The sequence below is a fragment of the Sulfurimonas sp. NW9 genome, from assembly GCF_051132275.1.
Lineage (GTDB): Bacteria > Campylobacterota > Campylobacteria > Campylobacterales > Sulfurimonadaceae > Sulfurimonas > Sulfurimonas hydrogeniphila.
Map to the genome: position 1 here is coordinate 2,321,771 of NZ_CP093236.1, position 16,521 is coordinate 2,338,291.

Below are 16,521 nucleotides of genomic sequence, written 5' to 3' on the forward strand. Positions count from 1 at the left end.
TTCATTTAAGAACTTGGTAAAAAGACAAACGTACTATTAGTACTGGTCAGCTAAACACATTGCTGTGCGTACACATCCAGCCTATCAAGCTTGTAGTCTTCAAGCGTACTTCAGGGAACGTTCATCTTGGAGTTGGCTTCCCGCTTAGATGCTTTCAGCGGTTATCTCATCCGTGCGTAGCTACCCAGCTATGCCCTTGGCAGGACAACTGGTGCACCAGTGGCACGTCCAACCCGGTCCTCTCGTACTAGGGTCAGCTCTCCTCAACGTTCCTACGCCCACGGAAGATAGGGACCGAACTGTCTCACGACGTTCTGAACCCAGCTCGCGTACCGCTTTAAATGGCGAACAGCCATACCCTTGGGACCTGCTCCAGCCCCAGGATGCGATGAGCCGACATCGAGGTGCCAAACCTCCCCGTCGATGTGAGCTCTTGGGGGAGATCAGCCTGTTATCCCCGGCGTACCTTTTATCCTTTGAGCGATGGCCCTTCCACACAGAACCACCGGATCACTATGACCGTCTTTCGACTCTGCTCGACTTGTATGTCTCACAGTCAGTCCGGCTTATGCCATTATACTCTACGAAGGATTTCCAACCCTTCTGAGCCGAACTTTGTAAGCCTCCGTTACTTTTTAGGAGGCGACCGCCCCAGTCAAACTACCCACCAGACATTGTCCTCGCACGAGATAATCGTACGGAGTTAGCTATCAGAATATTCAAGGGTGGTATCTCAAGGTTGCCTCCTCCAGAACTGGCGTCCTGGATTCAACGGCTCCCACCTATCCTGCACATGAATATCCCAATAGCAGTGTCAAGCTATAGTAAAGGTGCACGGGGTCTTTCCGTCTTTCCGCGGGTAGGAGGAATTTTCACCTCCACTACAATTTCACTGGATCCCTTGTTGAGACAGCTCCCATCTCGTTACGCCATTCATGCAGGTCGGTATTTAACCGACAAGGAATTTCGCTACCTTAGGACCGTTATAGTTACGGCCGCCGTTTACTCGGGCTTCAATTCATGCCTTCGCCGAAGCTAAGCAATCCTTTTAACCTTCGAGCACCGGGCAGGCGTCACACCCTATACATCCACTTACGTGTTAGCAGAGTGCTGTGTTTTTGGTAAACAGTCGGGAGGGACTCTTTGCTGCGACCCGTCAGTGCTTTGGAGAGTAAATCTCCTAACACTTAGGGCACACCTTATACCGAAGATACGGTGCTAGTTTGCAGAGTTCCTTAACAAGGGTTCATCCACGCGCCTTAGAATACTCATCTCACCCACCTGTGTCGGTTTACGGTACGGGCAACATTACATCTCGTTTAGAGGCTTTTCTCGGCACGACAGTATCAAGGGTTCTGGTCGCTCTCCGAAAAGATTGACCAGCCTGTCAGATCTCGGTCTCATGTAGCGCGGATTTGCCTACGCTACGACCTACGTCCTTCGAGCCACTATTCCATCAGTGACCCCCTTTAACTCTATGCGTCCCCCCATCACTCAAACGATGTAATGTCGGTATCGGAATATTAACCGATTTGCCATCGTCTACCCCTTTCGGACTCGACTTAGGTCCCGACTAACCCTACGATGACGAGCATCGCGTAGGAAACCTTGGGTTTACGGCGAAGAAGATTCTCACTTCTTTTCTCGCTACTCATGCCTGCATGCTCACTTCCATCCGCTCCAGTACTCCTTACCGGTATACCTTCAGCGCTGAATGGAACGCTCTCCTACCACTTACAGTAAACTGTAAATCTAAAGCTTCGGTGTTTATCTTAGCCCCGTTATATTTTCGGCGCAGAATCGCTAGACCAGTGAGCTGTTACGCTTTCTTTAAAGGATGGCTGCTTCTAAGCCAACCTCCTGGTTGTCACAGCAACTCCACATCCTTTTCCACTTAGATAAAACTTTGGGACCTTAGCTGTTAGTCTGGGTTGTTCCCCTCTCGACATAGGATTTTATCACCCTACGCCTGACTCCCGAGGTTACACGTATAGTATTCGGAGTTTGATAGGGTTTGGTACCGCGGTAAGCAGCCCTAGCCCTGTCAGTGCTCTACCCCTATACGCTAATGCTCGAGGCTATACCTAAATATATTTCGGAGAGAACCAGCTATCACTGAGTTTGATTGGCCTTTCACCCCTATCCACAAGTCATCCCAAGAATTTTCAACTTCTACGGGTTCGGTCCTCCACTGGCTCTTACACCAGCTTCAACCTGCTCATGGATAGATCACTCAGTTTCGGGTCTGCAGCATCTGACTATGTCGCCCTATTAAGACTCGCTTTCGCTACGGCTTCTCGTTCGATTAACCTTGCCAGATACCACAACTCGCAGGCTCATTATGCAAAAGGCAGTCCGTCACACTTATTTAATAGTGCTCCGAATGATTGTAAGCCATAGGTTTCAGGTTCTATTTCACTCCGCTCACCGCGGTCCTTTTCACCTTTCCCTCACGGTACTTGTTCGCTATCGGTCTAGTAGTAGTATTTAGGGTTGGAGGGTGGTCCCCCCATATTCAGTCAAGATAACACGTGTCCCGACCTACTCGTTCCATACCTTAGTTCCACATAAATGTTTTCGCTTACGGGAGTATCACCCTCTATGCTCATCCTTTCCAGAATGTTCTGCTAACAAATATGCTAAATGTATGCGCCCTATTCCAATTTCGCTCGCCGCTACTCTCGGAATCTCGTTTGATTTCTCTTCCTTTGGGTACTGAGATGTTTCACTTCCCCAAGTTCGCCCCACCCGAAGGTGGTAACACGAATCGCTCCGTGCTGGGTCGCCCCATTCAGAAATTCCCGGATCAAAGCTTCTTGGCAGCTCCCCGAGACTTTTCGCAGCCTAGTACGTCTTTCATCGCCTCTACTAGCCAAGGCATCCACCTATGGCCCTTAATATCTTTTTATTCTATGTTGCGTTCACTACCTTATTTAATGTATGAATACATTAAACAAGATGAATGATCTGTTATTGTAGTTATTTAGTTTTTAATTATATCTCTATAATTAAAGTTGTTGACTTTAACAATTGTAATTTAATGATCGTTTGGTTTTTAAACCAAATATAAATTCTTATGACTTTAAGAACTTATATTTAATTTAGAAACTTGTTTCTTAGATGAGTTGTGCTTAAAAAAGAAGCGAAGCATACTTTAGTATGTGAGTTTCTTTTTTAAGTGCAAATCGCTAAGAAATGGTGGGCCTACCAGGACTTGAACCTGGGACCTCACCCTTATCAGGGGTGCACTCTAACCAGCTGAGCTATAGGCCCTTTCTGGTGCTTTTAACTTTATTCTGCGTCAGAACCTTTACTTCAGTTGTCACGTACAGTTTATACGCTCCGCCTTCAGCAAAGAACCTTCCTTGACTAAAGCTAAAATCCCTCAGAAAGCAAAGCCCTCTCAAGGTTACACCTTTGACATAATCGTAATTCAAATGAACACAGATCACTGAAAACTAAGCAAGTAAGTAACTTTTGAAACAACTAATAAACTATTTCTCGTGTGAGATTTTCTTGTGTTGAGCCACTCAATCGAATGAGTGCTCTTTACTCTAGAAAGGAGGTGATCCAACCGCAGGTTCTCCTACGGTTACCTTGTTACGACTTCACCCCAGTCGCTAATTCCACCGTAAGCGGTAGCCCCCCGAAGGTTGGCTTCCCGATTTCGGGTGAAATCAACTCCCATGGTGTGACGGGCGGTGAGTACAAGACCCGGGAACGTATTCACCGTAGCATTGCTGATCTACGATTACTAGTGATTCCAGCTTCATGGAGTCGAGTTGCAGACTCCAATCCGAACTGAGAGACGCTTTAAGTGATTAGCTCCACCTCGCGGTATCGCAACACTCTGTACGCCCCATTGTAGCACGTGTGTAGCCCTAGCCATAAGGGCCATGATGACTTGACGTCGTCCTCACCTTCCTCCTCCTTACGAAGGCAGTCTCCTTAGAGTGCTCAGCTTAACCTGCTAGCAACTAAGGACGAGGGTTGCGCTCGTTGCGGGACTTAACCCAACATCTCACGACACGAGCTGACGACAGCCGTGCAGCACCTGTTTTCGAGCTCCCCGAAGGGCACCCCGCCATCTCTGGCAGGTTCTCTCAATGTCAAGGCTAGGTAAGGTTCTTCGCGTATCTTCGAATTAAACCACATGCTCCACCACTTGTGCGGGTCCCCGTCTATTCCTTTGAGTTTTAATCTTGCGACCGTACTCCCCAGGCGGTTCACTTAATCTGTTAAGTGCATCACCGCCCTGACTAGCAGAGCGACGACTAGTGAACATCGTTTAGGGCGTGGACTACCAGGGTATCTAATCCTGTTTGCTCCCCACGCTTTCACGCCTTAGCGTCAGTTATGTTCCAGGAGATCGCCTTCGCTTTCGGTATTCCTAGTGATATCTACGGATTTTACCCCTACACCACTAATTCCATCTCCCCCTCCCATACTCTAGGTCGGCAGTTTCAAATGCAGTTCTACAGTTAAGCTGTAGGATTTCACATCTGACTTGCCAACCCGCCTACGCGTCCTTTACGCCCAGTGATTCCGAATAACGCTTGCACCCTCCGTATTACCGCGGCTGCTGGCACGGAGTTAGCCGGTGCTTATTCATATGCTACCGTCATTTTCTTGACATATAAAAGGAGTTTACACACCGAAATGCGTCATCCTCCACGCGGCGTTGCTGCATCAGGGTTTCCCCCATTGTGCAATATTCCTCACTGCTGCCTCCCGTAGGAGTCTGGTCCGTGTCTCAGTACCAGTGTGGCGGATCATCCTCTCAAACCCGCTACCCGTCATCGCCTTGGTAGTCTCTTACACTACCAACTAGCTGATGGGATATAGACCGATCCCTTGGCGGAATCCATTTCCCGACTTATCTTGTGATAAGAAGGAGTATCCGGTATTAATCATCGTTTCCAATGGCTATCCCGGTCCAAGGGGCACATTATCTATATATTACTCACCCGTGCGCCACTCGTCAGCATAGTAGCAAGCTACCATCTGTTACCGTTCGACTTGCATGTGTTAAGCACGCCGCCAGCGTTCATTCTGAGCCAGGATCAAACTCTCCATAATTGTTATTACAGAAAGATAAGTAAACTTATTACTGATCTTTTGCCCAAGATTATTAAATCATTGGCTTTGTTATTTTAAGTCTTAATAAAACTGCTTAAGGTTCTATTACTAGACTGTTGTATGTTCTGTGCCATTTCAAGCACAGAATAATAGTTATCTATTACTATTAAGGGAACCATACAGGCAAGCCTGTATGGATTTCAAAATAGAATAGACGGTTGTTGTTTATTAGTTATTTCTAAGTAATTTATCTCTTTAACTCTAAAGTTAAAAAGTCTCTTACTTGCTTAGTTTTCAATGATCTCAAACATTTTTAAAAGCTTCTACTCGAAGTCTCTTCAGGCCTTTTAAACAAGGTCTCTCTGTTTGTGGATGGGAATTATAGGGGATTTCGACTTTAATGTCAATAGTATTTGAGAGAAATTTTAAATTTCTTTTTGGTCTGTTTCATTTAGAATTAGTTTTGCTTATTTTAGCATAGCTTGTTCACTAATATATATTATAGTGTAAGCATTCTTCTTCTCTTATGTTGCCTTCCATTAACTTTTTATCTATAGAATTCACTAAATAAAAAAATATCTTATGGATAGATATTGAAAAAGGAAAAAACTATGGGACTATATGATCGTGATTATGCAAGAGGTAATACTTATGCTTCACATGTAGAGAGTCGCAGCGAAGCGCAGATAGTCTCTTTTGTAAAAGAGACATATAAGCTTTTCGCTGCATCAATGCTTGCAGGAGCTGCCGGTGCTTATGTTGGTGTGCCTTTGGCTGCCAGTATTTCAGGTTTGATCTGGCCCCTGTTCTTTTTGGAAATCGGTCTTTTAATCGGTTTGCAGTTTGTAAAAAACAAACCAGGTATAAACTTGCTGGTAATGTTTGCTTTTGTTTTTGTGACAGGACTGACAACAGCGCCGTTATTGGCTTATACACTTGGAATGAACGGCGGCGGTGCGATAGTAGGCAATGCTTTTGCAATGACAGCTGTAGTATTCGGTGCAATGAGCTTTTTTGCTATAAAAAGCACAAAGGATTTTACAGGATACGGAAAACCTTTAATGATTGCTCTTTTTGTAATCATCGGATTTTCAATAATAAACATATTTCTTGGAAATCCGATGTTTCAAATTATCATTGCCGGAGCAGTAGTCATACTTTTAGCATCCTGGTAATTTATGATACGCAAAATATCATGAAAGGAGCGTATCAAACGCCTATTGACGGTGCCATTGCGCTTTATTTGGACTTTTTAAACATCTTTATAGCACTGCTGCAGCTTTTTGGTATCTTTGGAAATGAAGAGTAGTACTCTCTCACCCGAGCTTTTTCGGGTGATTGATGCCAACATAAACCGTCTCAAAGAAGGCATACGCGTTGTTGAAGATATACTTCGATATAAAGACAACAACAAAGAACTCTCCTCCAGACTCAAATCACTCCGACACAAAGCACAGATTCAAGAAACAAAAGAGCTTCTCAAGAACAGAGACAGTATAAATGATGTCTTGCGACCCTCTACAAAAAGTGAACAAAACCGTTCTACACTTGAAGATATCCTGACTGCCAATTTTAAACGCGCGCAGGAATCTGCCAGGGTTTTAGAGGAGTTGTATAAGCTAGACAACATAGACTACAGCGAAAACTTTAAAACTCTGCGTTATGAGCTGTATAATTTAGAAAAAGAAGTCATGCTCAATAGATAAAGGCGACTTCAAACTCCAAATAGCTCAAGGGATACTCCTGCATCAGTTTTTTCATCTCTTTGTAGCTTAAAACATTGCGGGAGGCACTCACTCCGCTCTTTTTTATATAACGAAACATATCTCTCACATTATCAAAGTCCAGCTTATACCGTACTACTTCAAAGTTCGCATTTAAATATTTTTTTTGCAGTTTTTCAAGTTTACATGTATCTATAAGCAGTGGTTCCAATCCTGCTGTTACATGTAATGTTTTAAATGTATTTGAGGTAAAAACTGCGAGCGCAACAGGGGTATGAAAAGCTTGCAACTGCTGGAATGTTTTTTCCATATCATCCGCCCATTGTAAAGCAGAAGAGGAAAGAATATAATCAAAACTGTATTCTCTCAGAAGATCAAAAAGATTTACATCATTAAAATTTCCGTAAATGCACTCTATCTTTTGAGACTTTGGATGCAACTCCAACATTCCCGGAGCAAAATCAACTGCCATCAGTTTATCATACTGCCAATTTATTTTTCTTGCCAAAGTACCGCTTCCGCAACCAAGGTCCAAAATATTTTTTGGCTGCGAGGTAATCAGAGAGAGAAGTTTATCGGCCACTTTTTGCTGAATAACATTATAAGAACCGTAATGCATTGCATACTTGGAAAATTCAGAACTTATTTTCATCTCTTCTCTATCATTTCTTGTTTATTATCAGTGAAACAATAAAAATAACTATGATTGAAAGCACTATAGTAGCCCCGGAAGGTAAAGAATAGTAGTAAGAAAGGCTCATGCCGAATACAACACTGAAAAGGGCAAAAAAGAGTGAAATAAGCATTGTGCTTCTAAAGCCCACTCGGTACTGCAAGGCAGCGACAGTCGGAATCACCATCAAAGCTCCGATAAGCAGACTCCCCACAACCCGAATCGAGAGTGCAATAATAACAGCCACTACGGTAACAAGTAAAAAGTTTAAAAACTTTACTTTGATACCGCTTGTTTGAGCTACTTCTTCGTCATAAGCAATAAAATAAAGTTCTTTTGAGAAAAGCAGCAAAAAGAGTAAAGAGAGACTCCCTACTGTGACTATTGTCATTACATCTTCATCTGTCACCGATAAAATAGAACCAAACAGATAAGAAAAAAGAGAATTGTTAAAAGCACCGCCCAAAGAGACAATAATCACAGCAATTGCCAGTGAACCTGAAAGGATTATAGCCAATATAGCATCGCTGTAGAGTGAAAATGCACTTCGCAGATATTCTATCAACCATGCAGAAGCAATCGCAACACCAACAGCAACCCACAAAGGATTATATCCTGCCACAAGTCCTACAGCAACTCCGACAAGCGCCGAATGTGCCAGAGTCTCACTCATAAGAGAGTAACGGCGAAGTACTACAAAATTTCCGCTTACAGAAGCCAGCACGGCTATAAAAAGTCCTGCAACAAAGGCTCTTTGCATAAAATCATATTCAAACATTTCAAACATAGGAATCCTTAATGCTCATGCTTGTGGTGATGAAGTGCATGGGCATCTATGCCATACAAATCACTTACTTCTTCACAAGAAAGCATCTTTTTTGGGTCATTACAAATTGTCGCTTTTTGATTTATTGTAAATAAACGTCCGATATCATCAGCTATAACACCGATATCATGCGTAATAAACAAAATGGTTATCTTTTCTTCTTTATTCAGCTTCGCCAGCAATGTGTAAAATCTTTGCTGAGACACCATATCTACACCGGTATTGGGTTCGTCAAGAATCAGAATTTTTGGGCAAGAGGCCAGAGCTCTTGCTATCATGACCCTTTGACGCTGACCGCCTGAGAGGGTACCAACCATTTTATCTCTTAAATTAAGAATATCCATTTTTATCATGGCATCTTCTACCATTTCTTTGTCTTCTTTACTTATACCGGCCAGTATTCCTCTTTTTGCTATACGCCCCATTTTTACAATATCTTCAACAGTCGCCGGAAAGTTTTCGTCTACGAGCGTTGCGCGCTGTGGCACATAGCCTATTTTGTACCACTCTTTAAACTCTTTTAACTTTTTGCCAAATATTCTGATTTCCCCGGATGTAGGCTGTTCCAATCCGAGAAGCATACGGATGAGCGTTGTTTTCCCGCCACCGTTTGGTCCGATAATGGCAATGTATTCTCCTTCAAAAATTTCAAATGAAATATCCTGAAGAATTTTCTGTCCGCGAACAATAAAGCTAAGCTTTTTTACATCAAAGATGGGAACTTTGAATTTCATCTGCACATAAGCGCCTTTGAGAGTTTTTTAAGATTTTTTTGCATAATTGCCTGGTATGTCATACCCGCTTTGGCTCATCTGCTGTAATATTGCCCAAAGGCTGAAAAACATCAACAGTGATATTTGCATCCTTTGCTATTGTTTTGGTTACCTTGTCATTTACAAAATTTTCATAAAAAATTGTCTGTATGCCTTTTTTGCGAATATCCTGAAAAACTCTTTTCATTGCTTTAGCACTCGGTTCAGCTTCGGGAGAGAGTCCCGTCAATGATTCTACTCCAAATCCGTACCTGTCTGCAATATAGCCAAGAGCATTATGTGTAACAACAACACTTTTTTGTTTACAGTTTGCAAGTTTCTGTTTGTATTCCTGGTCAAGCGTATTGAGCATTTTTACATATCTGTCTCTGTTTTTAATGTAAAGTTCTTTATATTGAGGCTGCAGTGCAATAAGTTCATTTGTTATCACTTGTGCAGCTTTTTTCATATTGTCAAAATCAAGCCAGTAGTGAGGGTCTACTCCTTCATGATGGTGATGCCCGATATGTTCCTCTTCTTCGTTTTCATCCGTATCTGCAAGTTCTCGTAATTTTACATACTTACTGATATTTACAGCCTTTTGTTTAAATGCAAATCCGTGTACCCATGGTTCCAATCCTGCGCCGCTGTAAAAAAGCAGGGCACTTTTTTCTATGTTGCCCATAAGCTTTGGAGTTGGTTCAAAACTGTGAGGGTCAACACCAAAAGGCAAAATATTAACGACATCAAGAGTATCACCTGCAATATGCTTTGTAATGTCATAAAGAGCAAATGTGGTTACCCCGACTATCGGTTTTGTATTTGTTTGAGGTTTTTTTTCATTTTCTATAACAAGAAACAGGCTTGCCATAAACAAAATAAGAATCAATGCAATAATTTTTATATTTTTCACTGCCCACCCTTCGAAATAATTTTTATTTAATAATTGTAATTATACCCTCTTTTTTAGAGTTTGATAATATAAGGTTTTTTAGATATAATTCTCCACTTTATAATTTAGGAAAATATATGACAACCAGTCTTTTACTTATAATTCAAATCGTCTTAGTTATCATCTTGGTTATCGCTGTGCTCTTACAAAAAAGCTCAAGCATAGGCCTTGGTGCTTACAGTGGTTCAAATGAATCGGTTTTTGGTGCAAAAGGGCCAAGCAGTTTCTTGGCAAAAACGACATTTACCATCGGCTTTTTGTTCGTTGTCAATACGATCACACTGGGATACATGTATTCTCAGTCTGCACAGTCTTCTGTGATAGATGAAATGGTTCCGACAACAAATGTAGCTGCTCCTGCAGTGCCGACTGCTTCGACTGCAAAACCAGAAACACCAAAAAAATAATCTTTTTAAGGAGAAAAACAGAATGTTAAACGAAATATTTAATGAATGTGAAACGAAAATGCAAGGCAGCATTGAACATATGCAAAGAGATTTCAAAACACTCAGAACAGGGAAGGTCACAACTGCTGTACTTGATAATGTAAAAATTGACTATTACGGCACGCCTACTCCTCTTGATCAGGTGGGTTCTGTTTTGGCAACCGATGCGACAACTATTGTCATCAATCCCTGGGAAAAGAACCTTTTGTCTGATATCGAGTCTGCTATCAATGCGGCAAATATCGGCGTAAACCCTAATAATGACGGAGAGCAGATTAAACTTTTCTTTCCTGCCATGACAGTGGAACAGCGTCAGGAATCTGTAAAAAAAATGAAAACTATGGGTGAGAATGCCAAAGTATCCATTAGAAATGACAGACGCGACGCCAACGACAAAATCAAAAAACTTGAAAAAGAAAAAGAGATTACGCAGGATGAGTCTAAATCCGCTCAGGACAATATACAAAAAATTACAGACAAATATATCTCTAAAGTTGACAGCATCTTAAAAGAAAAAGAAGCTGAAATTCTAAAGGTTTGATTCGTGGACATAAAGCAAATATATATGGATGCCGAAGCACTTTTGGAAGGGCATTTCAAATTGAGTTCAGGCAACCATTCACAGTTTTATCTTCAATCTGCAAAAGTTTTGGAAGATCCCAAAACAGCGAAACTTTTAGCAGAGGAACTTGCCAAGCAAATCAAGGCAAGCGGCCTTGAGATTGATACCGTCTGTGCTCCGGCGCTTGGCGGTTTGATTGCAGGTTTTGCGCTTGCTACGGCACTTGATGCAAGAAGTATATTTGCTGAGCGGGTTGACGGAAAGATGACTGTTCGCCGCGGTTTTGAAATCAAACCGGGTGAAAAGGTTTTGATGTGCGAAGATATCATTACAACCGGAGGAAGCGCTATGGAAGCTGCTGCAGTTGTCAAAGAACTGGGTGGTGAAATAGTCGGCATTGCCGCATTGGCGAACCGCGGATTTTGCCACAGAGAGGGCAGCAACATAGAGACAAAGCCAAACTGCAAACTTCCTCAGGATATTCCGTTTTTTGCACTTGCAGACTTCACCTTTGAAATGTATCCGCCTGAGACATGTCCGCTTTGCAAAGACGGCAGCCAGGCCATTAAGCCGGGCTCACGCGGAAACTAGTATACAACCGCTAGCGATATTTTAGCTGGCAGGTTAACATTCTCTCAACCAAAACACGTGCCACCTCTACTTTTCCGTCCACAATATTCGTTATAGCCAGTCCGAAAGCTTCTCTTTTTCTTCCAGTGAGACCACTTTTACAATCAAATTTGCATTTCTTGAATGATTCAGCACTGCTTCGCAAATAAGGCGCTTCTTCGCAATATTGTCAAGTGTTACAATTATTGCAGCAGCTTTTTCAATATGGAGCGCTTGCAAAATAGCTGTTTTGGAAGCATCTCCGAGATAGGCTTCTCTTCCTTCTTCCAGTGCTTCCTGTACATGTTTGTTTGAATTGTCAATGATAACATAGGGAACATCAAGTTCTTCAAGATACTGTGTCACAAATTTACCGACCACGCTGTATCCGCACACAACCACATGATTTTCTCTGCCCTTAAGTGCAGACATATCTGTAACAATATCTTTTTCTTTTATCAGCCTGGTGGTTACAGCATTGATAAAGGGAACAAAAAACGGTGTCACTATCATGGAAAAAATCACTATCAGTACCAACAAAGAAGCCAACTGCTCATCAATAATATGCCCTGATGCCGCGAGTGCAAAAATTACAAATGAAAATTCGCCTACCTGAGAAAGGAAGAGTGCCGTTTTCAAGGAAACTGCACTGCTTGAGCTTAACCGCAAGACCAAAAACATAAGGAGCGATTTTATAATAAAAATCAGTAAAAACAGACCGATAATAAGTCCGATATTGTCAACGAACAAGAAGATGTCAATTTTCATACCCACAACAACAAAGAATGTTCCCAAAAGAATATCTTTAAACGGTGCGATATCTGATTCTACTTTATGATGGTATTTCGTTTCCGCGATAATCATACCGGCTACAAATGCGCCTAAAGAGTAGGTAAAACCCATATAGTAGGCAAAAAGAGAAGATGCCATGACGATAAAGAGTACAGAACCCATAAAGAGTTCGTCTACCTCTGACGAGGATGAAAAATGCAGCAGCCAGGCAACAACTCTCTTGCCGAATGTAAACATCACAGCGATAACAACAGAAACACTTAAAAGTGTATGCCATAAAATGACAAAGATCTCCTGATCTCCCTCTTTGGTTAAAAAGCTTATCAGAATTAAAATAGGAATCACTGCAATATCCTGAAAAATCAGAATTCCTGTTGCATTCTGCCCGTACGGAGTATAAATCTCTTTAGAACTTTTTAAATATGTCAGTACGATTGCTGTTGATGAAAGCGAAAACGCGAGTGCTATAATTATGGATGATTTTGCTCCCAGAGCAAAAATATAATGGGCTAGCAGATAGGTGACAACCGTAGTCAGTCCGACCTGTAAAAATCCGTTGGCAAAAATCTCTCTTTTCATCGAACCCATTTTTGCCAAAGATATTTCAAGCCCTATGGTAAACATCAAAAATACAATACCGAATTCCCCTGCCATCTCCAAAGCATGCGAATGACTGGCTTTATGCAGATCAAAACCATAGGCAATAAGTGTTCCGGTCAGAATATAGCCTATAATCTGCGATATGCCTATTTTTTTCAAAAAGATATTAATAACTATGGAAACCCCAAGAGCGATGATTATATAGACTAAAACATTTTGCATACAGTTACTTTCATAATTTAATAAGACATTATATACTATAATCGCGCTTATACTTAATATATATGGAGATTTTTTAATGACTAAATTCATTTTTGTTACCGGTGGAGTATTAAGCTCTCTTGGAAAAGGGATTACAGCTGCCAGTATAGGTACTTTACTCAAACATGCCGGTAAGAATATAGGCATGCTTAAAATTGATCCGTATATCAATGTTGACCCGGGTACGATGAGTCCGCTGGAGCATGGAGAAGTTTTTGTTACAAAAGACGGCGCAGAAACTGATCTTGATATTGGAAACTATGAACGTTTCCTGGACAAGTCTTTTTTAAAAACATCCAACTTTACAACAGGGCAGGTTTACTCAAGTGTAATTGAGCGTGAACGCGCAGGCGGGTATCTCGGACAGACCATTCAGGTTGTTCCGCATATTGTCGGTGAAATTGTCAAGCGTATAAAAGCAGCCGGGGAAGGGCATGATATTCTTGTAGTGGAACTTGGAGGAACGGTTGGTGATATTGAAGGGCTGCCATTTATGGAAGCGATTCGCCAAATGAAACATGATGATGAAGTTGCCGGTACATTTTTTGTCCATGTAACCCTTATTCCCTACATTAAAGCAGCCGGTGAGATGAAATCAAAGCCGACACAGCACTCGGTTCAGGAACTTCGCCGTATCGGTATCACACCGCAGATGATTATAGCAAGAAGCGAAAATGCTCTGCCCAAAACATTCAAGAAAAAGCTTGCAATGAGCTGTGATGTTGCACCGGACAGTGTTATAGAAGCACTTGATGCTGCAAGCATATATGATGTTCCTATGTCATTTTTAAGACAAAATATTTTAAAACCTATAGCAAAAGAACTTGATCTTGGCGAGATAGAACCTGATATGCAGGAGTGGGATACTCTTGTCAAAAAAATCGTACAGCCAAAAGGAAAAGTAGTTATAGGATTTGTCGGAAAATATCTTGCCCTCAAAGAGTCCTACAAATCACTAACAGAGGCTCTTATTCATGCCGGAGCTCATCTTGACAGCAGAGTTGAAATCTGCTGGGTTGATTCTGAAGAGATAGAAGAAAGAGATGCACAGACACTTCTGAGTGACTGTGACGGCATATTGGTAGCAGGCGGTTTTGGAAACCGGGGAATTGAAGGAAAAATACAGGCAATTGAGTATGCCCGTGTCAACAAGATACCTTATCTCGGCATCTGTCTGGGCATGCAGCTTACGCTTGTAGAATATGCAAGAAATGTGCTTGGACTGGAGGGTGCGAACTCCGTTGAATTTGATGAAAACACACCGCACCCTATGATTTATCTTATAGACAACTTTTTGGACCAAAGCGGCGGTATGCAGCTTCGGACACATCAGTCGCCGATGGGCGGGACCCTTCGTCTTGGAGAGTACCCGTGTGACACAAAAGAGGGTTCTTTGCTCCGTGAAGCCTATAACGGACAAAAAACAATTTATGAAAGACACCGTCACCGATATGAAGCAAATCCTGCCTACAGACAACAGCTTGAGGATGCCGGCATGATAGTCACAGGTGAGTCTGACGGGTTGATAGAAACAGTAGAGATTCAAGGCCATCCATGGTTTTTAGGGGTGCAGTTTCACCCTGAATTCACATCACGCCTCCAAACTCCAAATCCATCTATACTAGCATTTGTCAATGCCAGTTTAAATGCTGAGTAATATACCCCACTTAAACAAATCAGACCTTTTTGCTCTGCTTGCACAAAGGTTTGACAAGGAAGACAAAAAACTTTCCCAAATTCCAAATCCACAATTGCTTCATGATGCGGATAAAGCCGCAAAAAAAATTGCAGAAGCTATACGCGCTAACAAACGTATAACGTTAGTAGGTGATTATGATGTAGACGGTGTCAGCTCTACTGCTATAGTTGTTGATTTTTTCAAGCAGATTCCCTATCCTCTTGAAGCTATTATTCCCAATCGTTTTCATGATGGTTATGGGGTAAATCCTACTGTTTTGCAAAGAGTGGATACGGACTTGATTATAACTGTTGATAACGGAATATCTGCAATAGAAGCAGCCGATATATGCAAACAACGCAAAATAGACCTAATTATTACTGATCATCATACTCCAGGCGATGTTTTACCAGATGCCTATGCTATTGTTGATCCAAAGCTCTCTACATGTAACTATCCTTTTAAAGAGATATGTGGCGCACAGGTTGCATGGCTTTTACTTGGACTTGTTAAAAAAGAGCTTGCACTCAGTATAGATATGAAGCAATTTTTAGATATTTTGGCGATTGCAATTATTGCGGACATTATGCCTCTTGTCAATATAAACAGAACACTTGTCAAAGAAGGGCTTAATCTCCTTATGCACTCCAACAGGCCTGCCAGTGTTATTATCAGGGACTTTTTAAACAAGTCAAACATCACAAGTGAAGATATCGCATTTAACATAGCACCGCGTATCAACTCTGCCGGACGCCTTGAAGATGCTTCTATTGCCCTTGATTTTTATACTGCATCCGATACACATACGGCTTATAAACAGTTTGAACTCTTGGGACAGCTCAATAATCTACGAAAAGAGACTGAAGCACAAACAACGCAAGAGGCACTGAACTCTGTCAATAAAAACGATAGAATTATTGTTGTGGCAGGTAAAAACTGGCATGAAGGTGTTGTAGGCATTGTAGCCGCCCGTTTGGTTGATAAGTTTGGATCTCCTGCTATAGTTTTGAGTATAAAAGATGAAGAAGCCAAAGGGAGTGCCAGAAGTATCGGTGAGGTCAATATATATGAACTCATAAAAGAAAATGAACATCTGTTAACTAAATTTGGCGGGCATAAAATGGCAGCAGGACTGGGTTTACATGTAAAGGATATAGCAGCCTTTAGAGAAGCTGTCAATAGAAGTGCACAAAGAATTCCTGATGATGATTTTATACCAAAAGAACAGATAAGCGGAATCTTGGCAAGCGAAGATATAGATACAGAACTGCTGGATTTGCTTGAACAGTTTGAACCCTATGGAGAAGCGAATCTCCGGCCGACTTTTCTTATAAAAGATGCAGAAGTTGTCAGTATAAAACTGATGGGTGCCGACAAATCACATTCGCGCATTGAAATCAGACAATACCCGCATCAAAGAGAGACTATAGAGCTTATTGCTTTTCGGCGTGTTTATGAAATGCCAGAGAATAAAAAGATTACATGCAGTTACTCCGTAACCAAAAATGAATTTAACGGCAGGGTCTCTGCCCAGCTTTTAGTGAATAAAATCTTTTAGAAGCCTTGC

11 protein-coding genes, 1 tRNA gene, 2 rRNA genes and 1 pseudogene are annotated in these 16,521 nt (G+C 41.8%); 7 read left to right on the forward strand and 8 right to left on the reverse strand.

Annotated elements, in window-relative coordinates; translation table 11 throughout:
- Positions 1-15: 15 nt before the first annotated feature.
- From MLC44_RS13115 to MLC44_RS13125, 3 genes are all read right to left on the reverse strand, one after another.
- A 23S ribosomal RNA gene (locus MLC44_RS13115) occupies positions 16-2,908 on the reverse strand.
- 288 nt (positions 2,909-3,196) lie between these two features.
- Positions 3,197-3,273: transfer RNA gene (locus tag MLC44_RS13120), tRNA-Ile, on the reverse strand.
- Positions 3,274-3,558: 285 nt separating this feature from the next.
- Positions 3,559-5,079 (reverse strand): 16S ribosomal RNA (locus MLC44_RS13125).
- Together the 16S and 23S rRNA genes with 1 tRNA gene alongside form the textbook arrangement of a ribosomal RNA operon.
- 611 nt (positions 5,080-5,690) lie before the next feature.
- On the opposite strand from MLC44_RS13125, the pseudogene MLC44_RS13130 reads away from it, so the two are divergent.
- Positions 5,691-6,388 (forward strand): annotated as a pseudogene (locus tag MLC44_RS13130) (Bax inhibitor-1/YccA family protein).
- Entirely contained in the window at positions 6,378-6,785 is a 408-nt protein-coding gene (locus MLC44_RS13135; protein WP_188110004.1) for a thiamine-phosphate pyrophosphorylase, read from the forward strand. Before MLC44_RS13130 ends, MLC44_RS13135 begins: the two are co-directional and overlap by 11 nt.
- Here the strand turns inward: MLC44_RS13135 and MLC44_RS13140 are convergent.
- From MLC44_RS13140 to MLC44_RS13155, 4 genes are read right to left on the reverse strand one after another with little or no spacing between them, the layout of a single operon-like run.
- Positions 6,775-7,455, reverse strand: coding sequence for a methyltransferase domain-containing protein (locus MLC44_RS13140; protein WP_346389042.1), 681 nt, complete (start codon positions 7,453-7,455; stop codon positions 6,775-6,777). The two genes, MLC44_RS13135 and MLC44_RS13140, sit on opposite strands and share 11 nt — an antisense overlap.
- Before the next feature lie 10 nt (positions 7,456-7,465).
- Positions 7,466-8,263, reverse strand: a complete 798-nt coding sequence (locus MLC44_RS13145) for a metal ABC transporter permease (RefSeq protein WP_151899268.1) — start codon at positions 8,261-8,263, stop codon at positions 7,466-7,468.
- A gap of 8 nt (positions 8,264-8,271) precedes the next feature.
- The gene (locus tag MLC44_RS13150) at positions 8,272-9,036 is read right to left on the reverse strand and encodes a metal ABC transporter ATP-binding protein (protein ID WP_346389043.1); all 765 of its coding nucleotides are present in this window, start codon (positions 9,034-9,036) and stop codon (positions 8,272-8,274) included.
- 58 nt (positions 9,037-9,094) lie between these two features.
- A complete protein-coding gene (locus tag MLC44_RS13155) occupies positions 9,095-9,967 on the reverse strand; it encodes a metal ABC transporter substrate-binding protein (protein ID WP_434657747.1) in 873 nt (290 codons plus the stop codon).
- Positions 9,968-10,083: 116 nt separating this feature from the next.
- Between MLC44_RS13155 and secG the strand changes: the two genes are divergently transcribed.
- Genes secG through pyrE form a run of 3 tightly spaced genes read left to right on the forward strand, consistent with a single transcriptional unit; the run spans position 10,084 to position 11,605 of the window.
- Positions 10,084-10,413: a preprotein translocase subunit SecG gene (gene secG, locus MLC44_RS13160; RefSeq protein ID WP_151899265.1), complete on the forward strand. Its 330-nt coding sequence runs from the start codon at positions 10,084-10,086 to the stop codon at positions 10,411-10,413.
- A 22-nt stretch (positions 10,414-10,435) separates the two neighbouring features.
- Positions 10,436-10,993 (forward strand): ribosome recycling factor, encoded by a 558-nt coding sequence (gene frr, locus MLC44_RS13165; RefSeq protein ID WP_226066677.1) that lies wholly within the window; start codon positions 10,436-10,438, stop codon positions 10,991-10,993.
- Positions 10,994-10,996: 3 nt separating this feature from the next.
- Positions 10,997-11,605 carry an orotate phosphoribosyltransferase gene (gene pyrE / locus MLC44_RS13170; protein ID WP_188110002.1) on the forward strand — a complete coding sequence of 203 codons (609 nt, stop codon included), beginning with the start codon at positions 10,997-10,999 and terminating at the stop codon, positions 11,603-11,605.
- 90 nt (positions 11,606-11,695) lie between these two features.
- Here pyrE and MLC44_RS13175 read toward each other — a convergent pair whose 3' ends face one another.
- Positions 11,696-13,237 carry a cation:proton antiporter gene (locus tag MLC44_RS13175; RefSeq protein ID WP_434657751.1) on the reverse strand — a complete coding sequence of 514 codons (1,542 nt, stop codon included), beginning with the start codon at positions 13,235-13,237 and terminating at the stop codon, positions 11,696-11,698.
- A 76-nt stretch (positions 13,238-13,313) separates the two neighbouring features.
- Between MLC44_RS13175 and MLC44_RS13180 the strand changes: the two genes are divergently transcribed.
- Positions 13,314-14,933: a CTP synthase gene (locus MLC44_RS13180; protein WP_151899263.1), complete on the forward strand. Its 1,620-nt coding sequence runs from the start codon at positions 13,314-13,316 to the stop codon at positions 14,931-14,933.
- Entirely contained in the window at positions 14,923-16,512 is a 1,590-nt protein-coding gene (gene recJ, locus MLC44_RS13185) for a single-stranded-DNA-specific exonuclease RecJ (RefSeq protein ID WP_418640827.1), read from the forward strand. The genes MLC44_RS13180 and recJ overlap by 11 nt, the downstream gene beginning before the upstream one ends.
- The last annotated feature ends 9 nt before the right edge of the window (positions 16,513-16,521 follow it).